Below are 18,479 nucleotides of genomic sequence, written 5' to 3' on the forward strand. Positions count from 1 at the left end.
ACGAATGCTTTTTTTTATGCCCTTACTAATTCATCGTTATCAAGTCAATCGTTTTTTTTCATTCAAAAGAACGAAGCATCACACAAAAAGGAATTCCCAACAGGATTACTCCCTTGTTTTCACCTGTACTACAAACCATTAGAGCTCGTGTTTGAAGTGTTGCCTTTCCTTTTTCAAAACAATCACGACCGACTCAAAACTTGAACCCGATGAACATCCAAAACGATACCGATGAACGGACAAATCGACCGCGGTCGATTGATCATTTGACCGCGGTCAATTCAACGGTTCGTCCTGATGCGTTTTTATAACGAACCGTATCAGTTGTAAAAGTGATGAGGATGAAGTTACAATGCCCTTATGCTAGACTTTTAGTAAAGCCAAAAAAAACACTGATAGTTTTCATGTTCAATTATAAAAAAGGAAGATTTTATGTAATAATTTTTAAAAAAAAGATATATTTGAAAAACGAGAACGAGAAATCAAACTTCGCCTATCGATCCAATTTTGGGTGTATATATGAAAGTTTGTTTCGCTTATAAACAAGTTGGCAGCAACCTTAAAAAATTGACGTATGAAAAAAAGATTTTTATTAACAGGAATATGCGTATTATTTGCAATTGCTTTATTTACAAACTGCAAAAATGATATTAGTAAACCAAATATTGTAAAAATAACACCTGAAAAATATTTAAACCTAAAAAATAAAATTAACAAAAAAACTATTATTCATTTTTGGTTTTCTTATTGTTCTCCTTGCATAAAAGATTTTCCTGAACTATTAAAAATAAGTAAAGAAAATAATATCGATATTATAAATGTTAGCTCTGATAAAAGTGATAGTAAAATGCAAGACAATCTTGAAAAAGTTATGTCAAAACTAAATGTTAAAGATTGCTATATAATTGATTATGACAACTTATATCCAAACGGAACAAAATATATTGATATATTAGGAGATTTTGCAAAAAAAATTGAGCTAAAAGAATACACTAATCCATATTACATATTAATTGATGCAAGCGGAAAGACAATAATTGCGACCGAAGAAATAGAAAAGTTAAAAAAGCAAATAAAATAAAGGCATCTGCCAACACACGCTACAAGCAAGCTGGGCAATTGGCTAAATTTGAAAATAGTTTGTATTTGATAGATTTGTTTTTAACCGAAAGATTACGCATCTTTAATCCCAGCCTGCGTGTAGCGCGGGAACGTTAGCCGTTATTTTGGAGCGACAGAAAATCAATAAAAAACATACAATTATAAAATGAAATTATACTTAAAAATGATTACATTCTTCATAGTTATTAGTTTTCAAAAAACGCAATCTCAAACAATTGATACTTTGGTTGATGTTGGAAATCATAAATTACATTTCAATATTATAAAAGGCAAAGGAATTCCAATTCTTTTTGAGGCTGGTGGCGGAAGTGATGGTACAGTTTGGAATTCTATTTTAAAACCTATTGCAGAAATTACAGGAGCAACTTTAATTACTTATGACAGAGAAGGTTTTGGAAAAAGCACGATAAATACTTTAGAAACAGAAGTTTCAAAACACGGAATATTAAACAGCATTTTGGATTTAGAAACTGGATTAAAAAAATTGGGTTATAACAAAGAAATTATGTTAGTTTCTCATTCTTTTGGCGGTTACTTTTCAACTTTATATTCGGTAAGAAATCCAAACCTTGTAAAATCAATTGTATTAATTGATGTGAACCATAATTTTATGGAAAAGTTTGTGGAAAGTGATTTAAAAAAACAAGAAAAACTTATTCCAGAATGGAAGAAATCTAATCTTGGTTTATTTTATATGGCTTCAAATATTCGCGAAACCACACAAATGATTAGTAAATTATCAATTCCACAATATATTCCAGTAGTAGATTTTATAAATGGAATTTCACCATTTAAAGAAACTGAAAAAATAGAATATTGGAAAGAATGTCATAAAAAGTTTGTTGAAAGTCATCCAAAAAGCATTGGAATTACTGCATTTGAATGCGGTCACGGAATTTGGTTTGATAATCCAAGTTTAGTAATTACAACAATATCTAAAAGTTATGCTGAAACATTAAATGAAAAGCAAAAAATAGAAGTTTATGAACGTACTCTAAATTATGCAATTAGTTCATCAAACAATGTAAAAAAAGAAAATAGTGCTTACATACACTCGGAAGACTACCTAAATAATTTAGGGTATGAATATTTAAACAAAAACGAAAATGAAAAAGCTTTAGAAATATTCAAATTAAATGTATTATTAAATCCTTCAAGTGGAAATGCTTATGACAGTTATGGAGAAGTTCTGTTGAAAATGAATAAAAAAGAAGATGCAATTAAAATGTATAAAAAGTCAATTGAACTAAATCCCGAAAATGAAAATGGGAAAAAAGTAATAAATGAACTTTCAAAACAATGATAAATAAAAAAACAACGGCTAATCGAGTAGACAGCTCCGCTAGAAACTAACGGAGTGCAGCTCTCACACCACCGAACCCTTCGACCTTGCTCAGGACAGGCCAAGCGGGTCATGCATTCGGCGGTTCGCAAAATGATGGGTTAAGTTCGATGTATGCATCGGCTAAGGATTAATACCCTCGTAGTTTTAGTCGTTTCAAAGTAATGGTCGTATTCAAAATAGGTTCACTACGAAAACTTTGATAAAACGAACTGGATTATCAAGAGTGATTTCACCTTCAAAACTACTTATTTGTAATTGCTGTCGGGAAATTCCTTGGATATGCTACATATTAAACATACGAGAAATCCTGTTTTAACAATACTGTTTTGTTATATTTGTTAGTAACCAAACGGACGTTTTTTCACAGACTGACGTTAGCAGAAAGCGCAAAACGCGCGTCATGAACCCCACTAAAATAAGAAAATTTAATCATTAATATAATATTTCATCCATTTGAAGTATTTTTGTAATAGACTTAAACTGGAGCTAAATCTATATGAAAAATATTGACAAAAATAGTTTAGAAAACGCATATCGATTGTTTGAATCGAACGATATTGACAAGATAGAAATCGGCACCACAAAAGGCCTCAAAGAAATACACCACTATCTATTTCATGGTTTATATGATTTCGCTGGAGAAATAAGAAAACTCAATATTTCGAAAGGCGTTTTTAGATTTGCAAACGCTTTATATCTCAATGAAATTTTAGTAAAGATCGAGCAAATGCCAGAAAATAATTTTCATGAAATTGTTGCTAAATATGTCGAGATGAATATTGCTCATCCATTTATGGAAGGTAACGGACGATCTATGAGAATTTGGTTGGATATGATTTTAAAAAATAGACTTAAGAAAGTTGTAAATTGGCAATTCGTTGATAAAACTCTTTATTTACAATCAATGGAGAGAAGTCCTATTAATGATTTAGAATTACGGACTTTATTACAAGAAAATCTAACTAACGATATTAACGATAGGGAAATTATCTTCAAAGGAATTGAACAGTCCTATTATTATGAAGGCTACGAAAAAGATGAAGAATAAAATCTTTAGGGAAAGCGCCATCTGCTAGTCGAGTAGACGGCTCCGCTAGAAACTAACGGAGTGCGCCTCTCACACTACCGAACCCTTTGACCTTGCTCAGGATAAACCAAGCAATTCATCCCGATAAAAATCGGGATTATCTATAGTGATTTTGTCTTCTAGACAATTCATTTTCAGTTACTGACAGGAGATTACTTGGCTGTGTTGCATATTAAACATACGATAAATCCTGTTTTAATAACAGTGCTTTGTTATATTTGTTACGAACCAAACGGACGTTTTTTCACGGACTGGCATTAGCAGATATAGCCCCGAGGACAAAATATTACAACGAAAAATCTAAATAATTATGGAAACTAAAAGTTGGAAAGAAATTAAAAAGGAAGTTTACGGCGAAAAAGGAACGGGAAGACGCGATGAACTTGAAAGAGAATTTCAAGGTTTTAAAATTGGTTTACTTTTGAAAAAAGCTCGTGAAGAAAAGCATTTGACACAAACTGAATTAGGCGATTTAGTTGCAAAAAAAAGAGAATTTATTTCTAGAATTGAAAATAACGGAAGTAATTTAACTCTTAAAACTTTACATGAAATAGTTGAAAAAGGACTTGGAGGAAAAGTAAAAATCCAAATAGAACTATAAAGCTACATCTGTCAACAGCCAGAATTTCGTTGCGGCTGCAAGCCTAACAATGAATGGAAATCTTCAAATATCAAAACAAAGTAACATAAGTTAAACTCCAGTTGCACAGCCTTTCGCACCTCTCGCACTTGAGGTTGTCGATACAAATTTTGATTACAATTCAAGAGACAAGTGCGTCTCTTTTATTTTGGAGTAATTCCCAATGTAATTTTTAAGTGTTTCTCTTCACCTATTTACATACGCATCTTTGTTTCTTTGCTACAATCCAGTAGCCTCAGAACGGCGAGATAGATAGAACGTTCAGCAGGAGTTGTGAAGGAGAAAGCAATGGTTATGCTCCTAAAACTACTTCCACTTTAAGGTTTCGAGCAAGCGTTTCATGTCGTCGCGTACAAAACTCGCAGCGGGCATGACCGAATCAAAATTAGGTTTAGCGTAAAAATAAATGGATCCGGTTACGAAATGGCGGGTGCTATCGGTGGCGTAAAATTGTGAGTTTGTAGCGGCGTTGCCTTCTACTTGATAAAACATGCCGTAGACTTTTTGGTCGGGATTAATAAAGGGTTGTTCCAAAATATCATCGGCTTTAATGACATGTTCGTAGGTTAATTTTTGGGCATCACGAAGCAATTCTTTGATGTTATTTTGTACGGGTTTGTAGGTGAGATAGATGGTAGCTTTCATTTTTGGATAAGTGATAGTAAAGCCGCAATTGGACTGTCCTGATATCACTGCGGCATCGTTCCTTTCGAAACTAAAAGGGCATTGATTTTGAAAACTGATGTAGGATGCTTCCGGATAATCCAATCTCAAATAACCGGAAGGTTTGGGTAACACCTCTTTTTTGCACCCTGTTACACTCAATACTACTACTACAAAACCTATAAAAACTGAACCTATTTTTCTCATTCTTTTTGGAATTTCAACTGCCTTTAGAAAGGCAAATCGTTGATGGGCAAACTGCCATTTGAGGGGTCAAAGTTAGTATTTTTTGGTGATTCTTGAGGAGTATTTAGTTTCTGTTCTTGTTCTTTTTTGGTAGATAAAAAGGTAAATTCGGTAACTTGAATTTCGGTGGTAGATTTCATAGTACCATCTTCGGCTTGCCACTGACGTGATTTAATGCGACCTTCTACGTATATTTTATCGCCTTTGGAGAGGTATTTTTCGCAGATTTCGGCAGCTTTGTTACGCACCACCAAATTATGCCACTCCGTAGAGGTAATTTTCTCGTTGGTGGTTTTATTAATATATACTTCATTGGTAGCCAATTGAAAGCGGCCAATACAATTGCCGCCTTCAAAATAATGCATCTTAATATCGTCTCCAAGATGCCCAATTAACATCACTTTGTTTAATGTTCCGTTCATGATTTTGGTGGTATTTCAACCAAAGATACATTATTTTTTAGAACTATTTTGAAGGATTTCATCTTCAATAAAATTATGAATCACGATAGGAAACGGAAAGGTTTTTAATTGTTTTATAGTTATTCCTTCCTCCAAAGCAACCTCTAGCTTTACTTTCCAAAACTTGATATGCAAATGTTGATGCGATAATTTATGCACTATACCAATAGAATTAACTTCATGAATACTTACCACTGAACTTCCAAAAGAAGTATCGTTCTGAATTAATGGCGCAATAGTTTCAAATGCTTCTTCTTGCAGCGTTTCTATCAAAGGAAATTCATATAAATTAAACCAAATCCCTTTGTCGGTGCGTTGTTGCAATTTGGTATTTCCGTTGCTATCGTTCACAACTATATAATTAAAGTAGCGATGAGTCACTTTTAGTTTTTTGGATTTCACAGGCAACTCGCCTACCAATCCTTTTTGTAAAGCCACACAATTGCTGTTAAAAATACAATTTTCGCAATCCGGATTTTTGGGCACACATTGCATTGCACCAAATTCCATAATAGCTTGATTAAAAAGTGCAGGTTGGTCTTTCGGCAGTAATTCGGCAGCGAGAGCGGTAAATTCTTTTTTGGCTTTTCCTGAACTTATATCCGTTTCGATTCCGAAAAAACGGGAAAGCACACGATATACATTACCATCAACCACAGGCACAGGTTCATTATAAGCAAAAGAAGCAATAGCAGCTGCGGTATATTCGCCCACTCCCTTTAATTGTAAAAGTCCAGAAAACGAGTCAGGAAAGACACCTTGGCATTCGCTTACAACATATTGAGCAGTTCGGTGTAAATTTCTAGCTCTGGAATAATACCCTAATCCTTGCCAAAGTTTAAGCACTTGTTGTTCCTCAGCCTGAGCCAAATCATAAACAGTAGGAAAAGACTCTAAAAAAGAATAAAAATAAGGCGTGCCTTGCGCTACACGGGTTTGTTGTAATATAATTTCTGAGAGCCAAATAGGGTAAGGATTCGCTGTTTTTCGCCATGGTAAATCTCTTTTATTTATTAAATACCACTGAATTAGAACTTTATGAAATTTCATTGTAAATTATTTGTAAGCAAAAGTAAAAGTTTATGTAATTAAATTTTAACGAATTAGGTTGATTTATTGTTTTTTAAATTCATATATTTGCAACCTCAAAAAAAATAATACAACATATTAAATAGGAAAGAAAATGACGAAAGCAGATATCGTAGCGAAGATTTCAGAAAAACTAGGTCTTGAAAAAGGAGATGTTCAGGCGACAGTGGAGACTTTTATGAATGAAGTGAAAATTTCATTAGAAACTGGAGACAATGTGTATCTAAGAGGTTTTGGAAGTTTTATTGTAAAAACTAGAGCAGAAAAAACAGGTAGAAATATTTCCAAAAATACTACAATTAAAATTCCAGCACACAACATTCCTGCATTTAAACCTGCAAAAGTGTTTGTTGAAGGAGTTAAGACAAATAACGAAGCAAAATAAAATATTAATTAATCATAAAATCTTCAAGATATGCCAAGTGGTAAAAAAAGAAAGAGACATAAGGTAGCAACGCACAAACGTAAAAAAAGAGCGAGAGCTAACCGTCATAAAAAGAAAAAGTAGTTTTAAACTACTTTTTTCTTTTTAAAAGTTCATTGAAATTTGGGAAATTTCAAAAATTCCAAAAAATAAAATCCAAAATCCAAAAAGCAAGAAGTCACTATTGGAATTTGGAATTTCAGGATTGGAATTTCAACTTTCCCTCCCGGGTCAAACCTGTTAAATATTGTTTAATCCATCCTTACAATTAGCTATTAGCCATTAGTCATTAGTCATTAGTTGCCAGCAAAGTAAAATTTGCAAAACAACGAATACTAAATACCAATAGCCAAGAGCCAAAAAGTTCGGATAAAAATGTACAGCGTGAATAAAGAATTAATTATTCGTTCGAGTTCCGATGCCGTAGATTTTGCCTTATTAAAAGATGGAAAACTAATTGAATTACACAAAGAACAAGAAACCAGCAATTTTCAAGTAGGCGATATTTTTATTGCCAAAATAAGAAAACCAGTGGCTGGACTCAACGCTGCTTTTGTAAATGTTGGCTACGAAAAAGACGCCTTTTTACATTACCACGACTTAGGTCCTAATCTTGCTTCCCAACTGAAATTCATAAAACTTGTAAGCGCAGGTAAAATAAAAGATTTCTCCCTAAAAAACTTTCAGTTTGAAAAAGAGATTGATAAAGATGGCACCATTACTGACGTTTTGAATGCCAATCAATCCGTATTAGTACAAGTAGTCAAAGAACCTATCTCAACCAAAGGCCCAAGAATTAGTGCTGAACTATCCTTGGCTGGACGTTTTATTGTTCTTGTCCCCTTTTCTGATCGTGTTTCTATTTCTCAAAAAATAGAAAACAAAAAAGAAAAAGACCGACTCAAAAAACTAGTACAATCCATCAAACCAAAAGGCTTTGGCGTTATTGTTCGCACAGTAGCCGAAGGCAAAAATACAGCCGAATTAGAAAAAGATTTGCAGAACCTGCTCAGCAGATGGACTGCAATGTGTAAGAAATTACCAACTGCTCATCATCCGTCAAAAGTATTGGGTGAGCTCAACAGAGCCTCCTCTATCCTTCGCGACGTGTTTAATGATACCTTTAGCGGTATTCAAATAGATGATGAAGAGTTGTACCAACAAACAAAGGAATATTTGCAAGAAATTGCACCTTCCAAACAATCTATTGTCAAGTTTTATCAATCGAAAGACACACCTATTTTCGAGAAATACAACATAGAGAGACAAATCAAAACTTCCTTCGGAAAAACAGTTTCCATGAGTAAAGGAGCTTATTTGATCATTGAACACACTGAAGCCCTTCACGTTATAGACGTTAATAGCGGCAACCGTTCGAACAAAGCTACCAATCAAGAAGACACCGCAATGGAAGTAAACATGATCGCCGCAGCCGAAATCGCAAGACAATTGCGTTTGAGAGATATGGGAGGCATCATTGTAATTGATTTTATCGATATGGCCAATCCCGAAAATCGCAAAGTCTTATTCGACTTCCTAAGAGAAGAAATGAGCGATGACAAAGCCAAACACAAGATCTTACCTCCTAGTAAATTTGGATTAGTTCAAATTACCAGACAAAGAGTAAGACCAGAAGTCAATATCAAGACTAGAGAAGAAGATCCTAACAATGAGCATGGCGAAATAGAAGCGCCAATCTTAATCATTGACAAAATCACTCTCGATCTTGAAAGACATCTAAAAACCCACAAGAAAGTGGTGCTTAATGTACACCCGTTTGTGGCTGCCTACCTCAGTAAAGGTTTTCCATCCTTGCGTTCAAAATGGTTTTTTGAACATAAGAAATGGGTAAAAATCATACCACGTGACGCTTACACGTATTTAGAATACCATTTCTACGATGAAAAAGGAAATGTTATTGAAGACTAAAACAAATAAAAACCGCTATTCGAAAGAGTAGCGGTTTTTTTGTGTCTTTTTTTTGGCTACAAATTTCAAGTAAGTGGAAAAACTTTGACGGCAGCTTGGCTAACTTTTTTTACCGCTGATTTTCAAAGATTAAAAAAGAGTGAGATAGCATTCACAAATTATAATTGATTCTTATTCGTCAATGTTCTTTTTATCCTTTTAAAATTCCAAATGATAAAAAGGCACGACACCAACAATCCATTACCAATGAAATCTGATTGCATAGGTAAGGAAACGGATGTAGAATAGTAATGGAAAACACTTCAAAACCAAACTACTATCCACTCCAAAAAAAAAGAGGAACTAAATCCTCTTGAAAATTATAAAATCTATTTACGACAAGCCAATAGTACTGGAAGTTGAGTGGTTTCGTTCAACACGGGTTTCATTGTTCGGCTTGCCGTTGCAACGAACCCTAGCTGTTTGGCAGTAGTTATTTTTCTTCTTTTTGGATTAAGTTATCAATTTCTATTTCCAATTTCGGTAAGTGATTGATTAAGACTGACCAAATATTCTCGTCAGAAACATTATCATAAGCATGAATCACATGATTTCTAAGACTAATAATTGCTTTTGCGTTTGATATTTGCTTTACAAAAGTATCATCTCGTGTAATAATTCGGTTGATGGCTTCACCTATAATTTCAAGATTTCTTTCAATAGCCCTTTTGCGCATTAAATTATTTCGATATTTGAAAAAATCTTTCTCTTCATTATGAAAGAATTCGTTTATTTCATCAATAGACATTTTTATATCAAACAACCATTTAAGAATCCTTTCATCCATAAATTAGTTCTTTTGATTTGTTGATTGATTTAATTAAGATTGGATTTTTTAAAGTCTGCTCTTCAAGTAAGTCAACTTCTCTACCAAATAAAGCCTCTAGTTTTTCTTTGAAGTTTATGTAATTATCAAAATATTTTGAATGATCAATTTGCTTAAACTTTACTAATAGATCAACATCGCTTTTTTCGTTAAAGCTGGAATTGAGGGATGAACCGAATAGATACATTTTTTCCACGTTGTATAGTACACACAGCTTTATTAAGTTATCTATATTATTGTCAATAATCCCCATACTGCAAATTTAAACAAAAAAATATTTTAAAATCGATTCGTCGAATAATTACCGCCAATCGAGTCACGCAAGGGAATTTCACTCCTGCGTTCTCACTAAATTGTGCATGAAAGTCTCCCTTCACTCGGCTTTTCATAGTAGTAAATCACCCTACTGCACTTACATTTAGGGACATATCAATTGACCAACTGCTTCAAAACAGGCAATTTACACCCGGTAGCGGTTTTTGACCAGCGTGGGCCACCTACTTGGTTTCTTGACAGTAGCCAAAATCCATTCCCCATGAAAGTCAATTTTACAGATAAGGGCAGGCAAGAAAAATAGTAATGGAAAACACTTCAAAACCAAACTACTATCCACTCCAAAAAAAAAGAGGATCTAAATCCTCTTGAAAATTATAAAATCTATTTACGATAAACCCATAGTACTGGAAGTTGAGCGGTTTTGTTCAACACGGGTTTCATTGTTTGGCTTGCAGACGCAACGAACCCTAGCTGTTGTAGTCAGTGGTTATTGTTTTTCGTTTGTTTCTAACAACCAATTAAACACGTTTAAATGTTTTATTCCACTTCTATTTTGGGTAAATCCGTCGGTTGTGAGTAGAAATTTTGGATAGTTGTCATTAATTTTTTCTAAGGCGCCAAATTCACGTTCTATAGTCTTTTGATTGGTCATTTGCCAAGCCACTTGATAATAGGCAATATCGCCAGTTTTGGTTTTACAAACAAAGTCTACTTCGCTGTTTCGGCTAGTACCTGTCCAAATTTTATTACCTCTACGAAGCAATTCCAAATAAACAACATTTTCTAAAATATGTCCCCTGTCGGTGGTGCGTTCTTTACCTGTAAACATATTGAGTAAGCCCATGTCTACCAAGTAATATTTTTCCTGTGTAGCTAATTGTTTTCTCCCTTTCAAGTCAAAACGATTTACTTTGTAAAACACAAAACTTGCCGTGAGATATTCCAAATATTTTTCGACGGTGGCGTGATGTACACTTTGTCCATCTTGTTTTAAAATTGTTGAGATATTATTTGGCGAAAGTGCATTTCCCACATTGGAAGCTACAAATTTTACGATGTTTTCAAAAGCCCGTTTGTCATTTATTTGGTGGCGTTGTGTGATGTCTTTTTCAATAATGGTAGTATAAATAGCTTCCAAATATTCGTGAATTTTATCGTAACCCTCTTCCCGTAAGGCAACGCCTTTGGGCAAAGAAGTTTCGTTTATATAGTCGAAAAATAAAAGCTCGTAATTCAAATATTTGTTGCTCGTATCAACACTTCTTGCAGTTAAATATTCATTGAATGAGAAGGGTAAAATAGAAATTTCGATGTATCGACCGCTCAACAATGTAGCCAATTCACTACTCAACAAAAAAGCGTTTGACCCTGTAATGTAAACATCCACATTTTGGGTAGCAAAAAGTCCGTCCACCAATTTTTCAAATATTGGAATGTTTTGCACTTCGTCCAAAAATACATAGTTGGGTTTGTCTGCTTGTAACTTCTTTTTTATGTCAAAATAGATATCATCCCAATTCTTACCTACAAAATTTTCGGGTAATTCAAAATTGTAAAATTGGATTTGTCGTTTACCAATACCTGCTTTAAGTAATTGTTCCCGATACAATTGCAAAAGTGTAGATTTACCCGACCGGCGTAAACCGCTAACGACTTTTATAAGATCTTTATCTTTATAGGATAGTAATTTACCGATATATTCTTTGCGATTGGTGTAATTTTCCATAAATCAAATGTATGAAAAAATATCGAAACTTGTAAAAATTGCAAGTTTCGATATTTTATATTTGACAAAAATTGATTGTCGTTAAATTTGTCCATATAACCATCACTTCCTCTTCTGTGCAAAAAAACGCTTCATCAAAGTTGCGGCTTCTTCTGCTAAAACACCTCGGACTACAGTAGTTTTGGGGTGTACTTGTGTTCCCATTTTTTCATACCCGCGATGTGTATCACTGGCGCCAAAAACAATTTTAGAAATTTGACTCCAATACAAGGCTCCGGCACACATTTGGCAAGGCTCGAGCGTCACGTATAAGGTGCAATCTTTCAGATATTTACCCCCTAGAAAATTGGCTGCTGCTGTTATCGCTTGCATTTCGGCATGAGCTGTAACATCGTTGAGTAACTCAGTCAAGTTATGCGTTCGGGCAATGACTTTGTCGGCCACTACAATAACGGCTCCAACAGGAATTTCACCTTTTTCAAAAGCCATTTCAGCTTCTTGCAAAGCTTTTTTCATGAAATATTCGTCGGTGAATGGGTTTATCATAACTACAAAAATAGTATTTAACTAAGAGCCTACTTTATTTTTATTTTAAAAAGTGAAATGAGTATAACCTCTTGAGAGAATCTGAAAAAATAGTTTTACAGCAGCCTATTTCTCTTCAATCTCTCTTTGGCTTCAACAACTAATAAATGTATTTTCTCTTCAAATTCTTTTTTTGGAGGTAAATCTGTCCAATATTCGGCAACCATAATTCCGTCTTTGTGCATTTCGAGCAGCTCTATTTGCTCTCTACTACTTTCGGCACAAAGAATCAACCCTATAGGCGAGGCTTCTCCTTCTTGTTTTTCGTATTTGTCTAGCCATTTGAGATATAACTCCATTTGCCCTTTGTATTTGGCTTGAAATTTTTCCATTTTTAATTCTATAGCAACCAATCGTTTTAACTTTCGATGAAAAAAAAGTAAATCTAAATTAAAATCTTCCTCATCTATAATCATTCTTTTTTGGCGTTCTACAAAAGTAAACCCCTTACCTAATTCGAGTATAAAAGTTTCTAAACCGTAAAGTATAGCCTGCTCTAAATCTTTTTCTAAAAAGGTATTTTGCAAACCCAACAAATCTAAAATATAAGGATCTTTGAAAGTGTTGAACGGAATTTGTTTAGATTCGATAATTTGAGCATCGGCAATACTCGTTCTTTCATAAGCTTTTAAAGCAATTTGCCGTCTTAATTCTCTAATTCCATACAAATTATCTCCTGCATTTTGTGCGTAAAATAATTTGGCCTCCATTGTTTTTAATGGCAATAATTCTACAAAATGTGACCAAGACAATTGTCGTGTTAGTGGCGCGACAAATTGAAAATCTGTAAATTGTTCGGCAAACTGCATCATACGTCGCAAGTTTCTTAATTCAAAATTCTTTCCGTATCGTTCTTTCAATTGTGTCGACACTGTCGACACAATTTGTTTTGCATAATCAGCTCGTTTATTTTGTAGAACATCTTGATTAATACGGTTACCAATCTGCCAAAACAAAATAGTAACAGCACTATTCGCTTGTGCCGCTACTTGTTGCTTACTTTGCTCAATAAGATGCGACAAATCAATCAATAAATCATTTTCTTTAACAGATAAACCTTTGGTGTTTTGTGCCATTACTAAAGTTAATAATATGAAGACTACAATATACTAAAAGAAAAGTATCGAAAACAGTAACCGCCTAAAAAACTAGGACATTCGCTTTTAAAAAAAGTTAACCCACAATTAGACCCATTGATACTAATTGTCATCGCAACTGAAATTGATTGTCACGAATTTCAAGAAAGTGGAAAAACTTTGAGCGCAGCTAGGCTAACTTTTTTTTTTACCGCTGATTCGCTGATTTTCAAAGATTAAAAAAATGTTAGATAGAATTTTCTAGCAACAGTATTAATTCGTGTCAGTATTGTATTTTGAATTTAAAAATGGGAAAACCAAGCGTAGCGTATCTTGAACTCCTCTAAAAAAAATAGAAACTCGTGAAAAAAGTTCTTGGTTTTGAAGCAGACATCGAAGATTACATTTGGCCAAAACAACAATATTAAAAACAAATGAAATTCATTCACTGAACTCCCCTAAAAAATTTAAAATGGTGACGTAATTTAGTTGTAGTAGATTTCTAATGCGGAATCTGGGTTAATGAGAATACCCTGCTAAAAAACTCACTTTTTGAGGTAATTCACAAAAATAATCACTTCAAATCTAGTAACCCCCACTTTTAATAAGTAAACAGTTGAAAATTGAACTTGTACATACTATTGAAAACCAAAATTAAATTTAAAACCGTAAATTCGCTTTTTAATAAAAAATGAAAACCAAATTACTCGAACATATCAACTCTCCCTTTGATTTACGCTTACTCAATGAAGCACAACTCCCTTTTTTGGCGCAAGAGTTACGTGATTTCATTATTGCTATTGTGGCGGTAAAAGAAGGACATTTGGGCGCAAGTTTAGGTGTAATCGAATTAACTATTGCGTTGCATTATGTCTTTAATACTCCCGAAGATTTACTCGTTTGGGATGTAGGTCATCAGGCTTACGGACATAAAATCCTAACCGAAAGAAGGGCTGTTTTTCATACAAACAGGCAACTTGGAGGCATATCTGGTTTTCCTAAAAGAAGTGAAAGTGTGTATGATACCTTTGGCGTAGGCCACTCTTCTACTTCTATTTCGGCAGCTTTAGGCATGGCGATTGCTTCTTATTTGAAAGGCGATTTCGAAAAACAGCATATTGCCGTGATTGGTGATGCTTCAATTGCCAGCGGAATGGCATTTGAGGGCTTGAATCATGCGGGAGTTACAAAGGCAAATTTATTGGTTGTTTTAAACGATAACGCTATCGGGATTGATCCTAGTGTGGGTGCACTCAAAAAGTATCTCACCTCAGTAAAAGAAGGAAAGAATCCAAGACAGAATAATATGATTCGGTCTCTAAATTTCGATTATTCAGGTCCTATAGATGGCAATGATATTTTTGCTGTTATTAAAGAATTGAAACGCCTACAAAAAATAAAAGGACCCAAATTTTTGCATGTAATTACCACCAAGGGCAAAGGATTACAACAAGCCGAAGAAAACCAAGTTATTTATCATGCTCCCGGGAAATTCGATGCTTCGACAGGTGAAATTCATGTAAAATCTAATGAAAACCTACCTCCAAAATACCAAGATGTTTTTGGTTTAACCCTTTTGGATTTAGCGCGAAAGAATGAAAAAATCATCGGAATCACACCCGCCATGCCATCGGGAAGTTCTCTTAAATTTATGATGGATGAATTACCGGAACGCGCTTTTGATGTGGGTATTGCTGAGCAACATGCTGTCACCTTGGCCGCAGGAATGGCTACGCAGGGCATGATTGTGTATTGTAACATCTATTCTACTTTCTTGCAAAGAGCCTATGATCAGATCATACATGATGTGGCTTTACAAAACTTGCCTGTTATCTTTTGTTTAGATAGAGCAGGATTGGTTGGCGAAGACGGCGCTACGCATCATGGTGTATTTGACTTAGCGTATTTAAGATGCATTCCAAATTTAACCATTTTTGCTCCGTTGAACGAAATTGAATTACAAAATATTTTATACACCGTACAATTAGGAATTGACCAACCTATAGCGATACGTTATCCTAGAGGACGAGGTGAATTTATCGATTGGCAAACACCTTACCAAAAGATTCCGTTCGGAAAAGCCCTATGTCTAAAAAAAGGGACTTCAATTGCGATTCTTTCAACCGGAACTATTGGCAACAATGCAGCGAAAGCCATAGCGACTTTGGAAAATAAAGCAGCTTTTGCACAGTATCATTTTGGCTTCATAAAACCTTTGGATGAAAACTTACTTCACGCTATTTTCAATCAATTTGAAACCATCATCACTCTTGAAGAAGGGGTTTTGGTAGGAGGATTTGGAAGTGCTATTTTAGAATTTGCCGCAAAAAACAGCTATTCAAAACCAATTAAAACAATAGGAATCCCTGATTTTTTCATAGAACATGGATCTGTGAACGAATTACAACAAGAATGCAAAATTGACGTTAAAAGTTTGAAAGATTTTTTTTCATCCTACAAATTGAGTTAATTTGCAATTACTAAATAGTTCATAATGAAATTTATACAACATCCTATCTTATTGTTTTTTTTATTAAGCTTTTCTTTACATATTTATAGCCAAGAAATTCCTACTTCAGAAGATACCAAAGATTCTTTGTTATTACTAACCCCTACATCAAAGCCGACATTCAGACCTTTTGTAATTCCAAAAACACTTCCCCCATTAAAAGCACCAATTATTAAAAAAACGTCTGTTAATACACTAGGGATTTCAAATTGGAGAAAAACAAATAGATTAGGATTTGACATTACCCAAATATCATTTTTAAATTGGAATGCAGGAGGTACAAGCTCCATTTCAGGCTTGATAAAAGGAAATTTCACAAGAATATATACGCGAGAAAAATTCAAATGGCAGAATGAATTAATTGTTCGCTATGGTCTCAACAAACAAGACGGAATTGAATTACGTAAAACAGATGATGTGATACAAATCAATTCCACTTTTGGTTACCGCAGAGATACTTTGACGAATTGGTATTATTCTGCAAAATACAACTTCAACACACAATTTACCGACGGGTATTCTTATCCAAACAAAGAAGTAGCTATCTCTCGTTTTTTTGCTCCCGCCTATGTTTTTATGGGATTAGGTGCTGAAAATATAGACAAGAAAAAAAAATACTCCTACTATATTTCACCTTTTACGATGAAAAAAACCTTTGTTTTGGATCAAAGACTAGCTGATCAAGGCGCTTTTGGTGTAGAAGGAGCTATCTATGATGAAAACGATGTGATGCTCAGGAGAGGAAAAAAAACCAAAACAGAATTAGGACTCTTGTTGCAATACCAAATTAAAAAAGAAATATTCAAAAACATCATTCTAGACAATCGTTTGGTATTGTATTCCGATTATTTAAATCATTTTGGGAATGTGGATATTGATTGGAATATTCAATTAGAATTAGTGGTAAACAAATACGTAAAGGCTAATATAGGCACTCAAATCATCTATGACGATGACATCAAAAACAAAAAAGAAATTGACGGCGTTCAAATCACTGAGGGGCCTAAAATGCAATTAAAACAAGTTTTAGGAGTTGGATTAGCTTATGAATTTTAATTACTAATTTTGCTTTCTTCCTTGTAAAGTTTCATATATTTTTAGCGCATTACCATCTGTCAACATCGAAATATAATGACAGATGTGCAACAAACGTTCGTAGAGATTTTCCTTCTCTAGCTGGTGCTTTTCTGGAAGCATTTTTAAAATCAATTGGTCATAATTAGAAGTTTTTCCTTCAAATTGATTATTGAAAGCTACAATAAATTTATCCAAAAGGGTTTGTATAATTTGATACCCCACTAATTCCTTTTCTATAACTTCTCTACTCTGATAGATATTCTTGACACTGATTTTGATGATATCATCCATTTGTGCTTTGTATTTGCTTTTATCCATCAAAGCAAAAGGGAAATTGCCTTCCAAAATACTGTTTTCGTTTTCAATAAAAACTTTAACGGCATCATGTATCAAACTTCCTATGGCCAAGGCACGCAAGTAGCTAATTCTGTCTTCTTTCGTTTCTAATGTCTTATATTTAGAAGCATCAATACTGTCTTTTACCAATTTGATTAAATATTCTAATGCAAAATCTTCTGAGATTAATCCCAAATTAATGCCGTCTTCAAAATCAATAATGGTATAACAAATATCATCAGCAGCTTCGACCAAATAAGCTAGAGGATGTCTTTCGAAGCCAACGTCTGGATTGCTTTTATTGGGAATCATTCCCATTTCTTGAGCTACTTCTTGAAAAAAATCTTTATCGGTTTGAAAGAAACCATATTTTTTGTCAGCAATGTTTTTGGTAGGCTTTTTTGGCAAACTTTCTTTTGGATATTTCATAAAAGCACCTAAAGTGGCAAACGATAATCGGATCCCTCCCTCAACTCCAGGACGAGAACTATTCAACATCGAAAAACCATTGGCATTACCTTCAAAATCTACTAAATCTTGCCACTGTTTGGGACTCAATTGATTTTTATAGTGTTGTCCTTTTCCAATTGAAAAATACTCTCCAATTGCTTTTTCGCCAGAATGTCCAAATGGGGGATTTCCAATGTCGTGAGCCAAAGAAGCCGCAGCAACAATGGCTCCAAAATCATTCATTTGATAACCATGAATATCTTGTAAGTATGGATATTTTTCGATTATTTTTTTTCCAACCAATCTTCCTAAAGAACGTCCTACCACTGAAACCTCTAGACTATGGGTCAAACGGGTATGCACAAAATCGGTTTTGGATAATGGAATTACCTGAGTTTTGTCTTGCAAACTTCTAAAAGCAGACGAAAAAATGATTCGGTCATAATCTACTTCAAACCCTAAACGAGTTTCATCTTGTTCGATGCGCAAACGCTTTCCTGTGTCGCCTTGACGTTTTAATGATAATAATTGTTCCCAGTTCATTTTACTTTGTGCATAATTAGTTGTCAAATA

General features: G+C 34.1%; 17 protein-coding genes. 8 read left to right on the forward strand and 9 right to left on the reverse strand.

What is annotated here, in order from left to right; genetic code table 11:
• Positions 1–574 precede the first annotated feature (574 nt).
• The 4 genes from ACSVH7_RS00315 (at position 575) to ACSVH7_RS00330 (ending at position 4,155) form a co-directional block, all read left to right on the forward strand.
• Positions 575–1,081 carry a TlpA family protein disulfide reductase gene (locus ACSVH7_RS00315; protein ID WP_438064706.1) on the forward strand — a complete coding sequence of 169 codons (507 nt, stop codon included), beginning with the start codon at positions 575–577 and terminating at the stop codon, positions 1,079–1,081.
• A 186-nt stretch (positions 1,082–1,267) separates the two neighbouring features.
• On the forward strand, positions 1,268–2,425 hold the full coding sequence (locus tag ACSVH7_RS00320) for an alpha/beta fold hydrolase (protein ID WP_438064707.1): 1,158 nt from the start codon (positions 1,268–1,270) through the stop codon (positions 2,423–2,425).
• 538 nt (positions 2,426–2,963) lie between these two features.
• On the forward strand, positions 2,964–3,515 hold the full coding sequence (gene fic / locus ACSVH7_RS00325; RefSeq protein ID WP_438064708.1) for a protein adenylyltransferase Fic: 552 nt from the start codon (positions 2,964–2,966) through the stop codon (positions 3,513–3,515).
• Positions 3,516–3,864: 349 nt separating this feature from the next.
• On the forward strand, positions 3,865–4,155 hold the full coding sequence (locus ACSVH7_RS00330) for a helix-turn-helix domain-containing protein (RefSeq protein ID WP_438064709.1): 291 nt from the start codon (positions 3,865–3,867) through the stop codon (positions 4,153–4,155).
• Positions 4,156–4,500: 345 nt separating this feature from the next.
• On the opposite strand, the gene gldD is transcribed toward ACSVH7_RS00330, so the two are convergent.
• From gldD to mutY, 3 genes are read right to left on the reverse strand one after another with little or no spacing between them, the layout of a single operon-like run.
• Positions 4,501–5,064: a gliding motility lipoprotein GldD gene (gene gldD, locus ACSVH7_RS00335; protein WP_438064710.1), complete on the reverse strand. Its 564-nt coding sequence runs from the start codon at positions 5,062–5,064 to the stop codon at positions 4,501–4,503.
• Between the two features lie 23 nt (positions 5,065–5,087).
• A complete protein-coding gene (locus tag ACSVH7_RS00340) occupies positions 5,088–5,525 on the reverse strand; it encodes a single-stranded DNA-binding protein (protein ID WP_438064711.1) in 438 nt (145 codons plus the stop codon).
• A 30-nt stretch (positions 5,526–5,555) separates the two neighbouring features.
• On the reverse strand, positions 5,556–6,614 hold the full coding sequence (gene mutY / locus ACSVH7_RS00345) for an A/G-specific adenine glycosylase (RefSeq protein ID WP_438064712.1): 1,059 nt from the start codon (positions 6,612–6,614) through the stop codon (positions 5,556–5,558).
• Between the two features lie 133 nt (positions 6,615–6,747).
• Here mutY and ACSVH7_RS00350 point away from each other — a divergent pair, with 133 nt between their 5' ends.
• Positions 6,748–7,038: an HU family DNA-binding protein gene (locus ACSVH7_RS00350; protein ID WP_438064713.1), complete on the forward strand. Its 291-nt coding sequence runs from the start codon at positions 6,748–6,750 to the stop codon at positions 7,036–7,038.
• Positions 7,039–7,461: 423 nt separating this feature from the next.
• A complete protein-coding gene (locus ACSVH7_RS00355; protein WP_438064714.1) occupies positions 7,462–9,006 on the forward strand; it encodes an Rne/Rng family ribonuclease in 1,545 nt (514 codons plus the stop codon).
• Positions 9,007–9,478: 472 nt separating this feature from the next.
• On the opposite strand, the gene ACSVH7_RS00360 is transcribed toward ACSVH7_RS00355, so the two are convergent.
• From ACSVH7_RS00360 to ACSVH7_RS00380, 5 genes are all read right to left on the reverse strand, one after another.
• Positions 9,479–9,832: a HepT-like ribonuclease domain-containing protein gene (locus ACSVH7_RS00360; RefSeq protein WP_438064715.1), complete on the reverse strand. Its 354-nt coding sequence runs from the start codon at positions 9,830–9,832 to the stop codon at positions 9,479–9,481.
• Positions 9,825–10,124: a nucleotidyltransferase family protein gene (locus ACSVH7_RS00365; protein WP_438064716.1), complete on the reverse strand. Its 300-nt coding sequence runs from the start codon at positions 10,122–10,124 to the stop codon at positions 9,825–9,827. The genes ACSVH7_RS00360 and ACSVH7_RS00365 overlap by 8 nt, the downstream gene beginning before the upstream one ends.
• A 510-nt stretch (positions 10,125–10,634) precedes the next feature.
• Complete coding sequence (locus ACSVH7_RS00370) at positions 10,635–11,873, reverse strand: ATP-binding protein (protein ID WP_438064717.1); 1,239 nt, start codon at positions 11,871–11,873, stop codon at positions 10,635–10,637.
• A gap of 102 nt (positions 11,874–11,975) precedes the next feature.
• On the reverse strand, positions 11,976–12,419 hold the full coding sequence (locus tag ACSVH7_RS00375; protein WP_438064718.1) for a nucleoside deaminase: 444 nt from the start codon (positions 12,417–12,419) through the stop codon (positions 11,976–11,978).
• Positions 12,420–12,514: 95 nt separating this feature from the next.
• Positions 12,515–13,534, reverse strand: coding sequence for a PDDEXK nuclease domain-containing protein (locus tag ACSVH7_RS00380; RefSeq protein ID WP_438064719.1), 1,020 nt, complete (start codon positions 13,532–13,534; stop codon positions 12,515–12,517).
• Between the two features lie 691 nt (positions 13,535–14,225).
• Here ACSVH7_RS00380 and ACSVH7_RS00385 point away from each other — a divergent pair.
• Both ACSVH7_RS00385 and ACSVH7_RS00390 read left to right on the forward strand, forming a co-directional pair.
• On the forward strand, positions 14,226–16,004 hold the full coding sequence (locus tag ACSVH7_RS00385; protein ID WP_438064720.1) for a 1-deoxy-D-xylulose-5-phosphate synthase: 1,779 nt from the start codon (positions 14,226–14,228) through the stop codon (positions 16,002–16,004).
• A 24-nt stretch (positions 16,005–16,028) separates the two neighbouring features.
• A complete protein-coding gene (locus ACSVH7_RS00390; protein ID WP_438064721.1) occupies positions 16,029–17,099 on the forward strand; it encodes a DUF3078 domain-containing protein in 1,071 nt (356 codons plus the stop codon).
• 3 nt (positions 17,100–17,102) lie between these two features.
• On the opposite strand, the gene ACSVH7_RS00395 is transcribed toward ACSVH7_RS00390, so the two are convergent.
• The gene (locus tag ACSVH7_RS00395) at positions 17,103–18,449 is read right to left on the reverse strand and encodes a deoxyguanosinetriphosphate triphosphohydrolase (protein WP_438064722.1); all 1,347 of its coding nucleotides are present in this window, start codon (positions 18,447–18,449) and stop codon (positions 17,103–17,105) included.
• Positions 18,450–18,479 lie beyond the last annotated feature (30 nt).

Origin of the sequence: Flavobacterium sp. TSSA_36 (genome assembly GCF_051547165.1) — a bacterium.
In the GTDB taxonomy this organism is placed as follows: domain Bacteria; phylum Bacteroidota; class Bacteroidia; order Flavobacteriales; family Flavobacteriaceae; genus Flavobacterium.

What these genes read in the sequence shown, in the direction of transcription:
- ACSVH7_RS00370 (WP_438064717.1), bottom strand. Translation starts at nt 11,873, where the DNA reads ATGGAAAATTACACCAATCGCAAAGAATATATCGGTAAATTACTATCC.
- ACSVH7_RS00375 (WP_438064718.1), bottom strand. Translation starts at nt 12,419, where the DNA reads ATGATAAACCCATTCACCGACGAATATTTCATGAAAAAAGCTTTGCAA.
- ACSVH7_RS00320 (WP_438064707.1), top strand. Translation starts at nt 1,268, where the DNA reads ATGAAATTATACTTAAAAATGATTACATTCTTCATAGTTATTAGTTTT.
- ACSVH7_RS00350 (WP_438064713.1), top strand. Translation starts at nt 6,748, where the DNA reads ATGACGAAAGCAGATATCGTAGCGAAGATTTCAGAAAAACTAGGTCTT.
- ACSVH7_RS00385 (WP_438064720.1), top strand. Translation starts at nt 14,226, where the DNA reads ATGAAAACCAAATTACTCGAACATATCAACTCTCCCTTTGATTTACGC.
- ACSVH7_RS00395 (WP_438064722.1), bottom strand. Translation starts at nt 18,449, where the DNA reads ATGAACTGGGAACAATTATTATCATTAAAACGTCAAGGCGACACAGGA.
- gldD (WP_438064710.1), bottom strand. Translation starts at nt 5,064, where the DNA reads ATGAGAAAAATAGGTTCAGTTTTTATAGGTTTTGTAGTAGTAGTATTG.
- ACSVH7_RS00340 (WP_438064711.1), bottom strand. Translation starts at nt 5,525, where the DNA reads ATGAACGGAACATTAAACAAAGTGATGTTAATTGGGCATCTTGGAGAC.
- ACSVH7_RS00380 (WP_438064719.1), bottom strand. Translation starts at nt 13,534, where the DNA reads ATGGCACAAAACACCAAAGGTTTATCTGTTAAAGAAAATGATTTATTG.
- ACSVH7_RS00365 (WP_438064716.1), bottom strand. Translation starts at nt 10,124, where the DNA reads ATGGGGATTATTGACAATAATATAGATAACTTAATAAAGCTGTGTGTA.
- ACSVH7_RS00360 (WP_438064715.1), bottom strand. Translation starts at nt 9,832, where the DNA reads ATGGATGAAAGGATTCTTAAATGGTTGTTTGATATAAAAATGTCTATT.
- fic (WP_438064708.1), top strand. Translation starts at nt 2,964, where the DNA reads ATGAAAAATATTGACAAAAATAGTTTAGAAAACGCATATCGATTGTTT.
- ACSVH7_RS00330 (WP_438064709.1), top strand. Translation starts at nt 3,865, where the DNA reads ATGGAAACTAAAAGTTGGAAAGAAATTAAAAAGGAAGTTTACGGCGAA.
- mutY (WP_438064712.1), bottom strand. Translation starts at nt 6,614, where the DNA reads ATGAAATTTCATAAAGTTCTAATTCAGTGGTATTTAATAAATAAAAGA.
- ACSVH7_RS00315 (WP_438064706.1), top strand. Translation starts at nt 575, where the DNA reads ATGAAAAAAAGATTTTTATTAACAGGAATATGCGTATTATTTGCAATT.
- ACSVH7_RS00390 (WP_438064721.1), top strand. Translation starts at nt 16,029, where the DNA reads ATGAAATTTATACAACATCCTATCTTATTGTTTTTTTTATTAAGCTTT.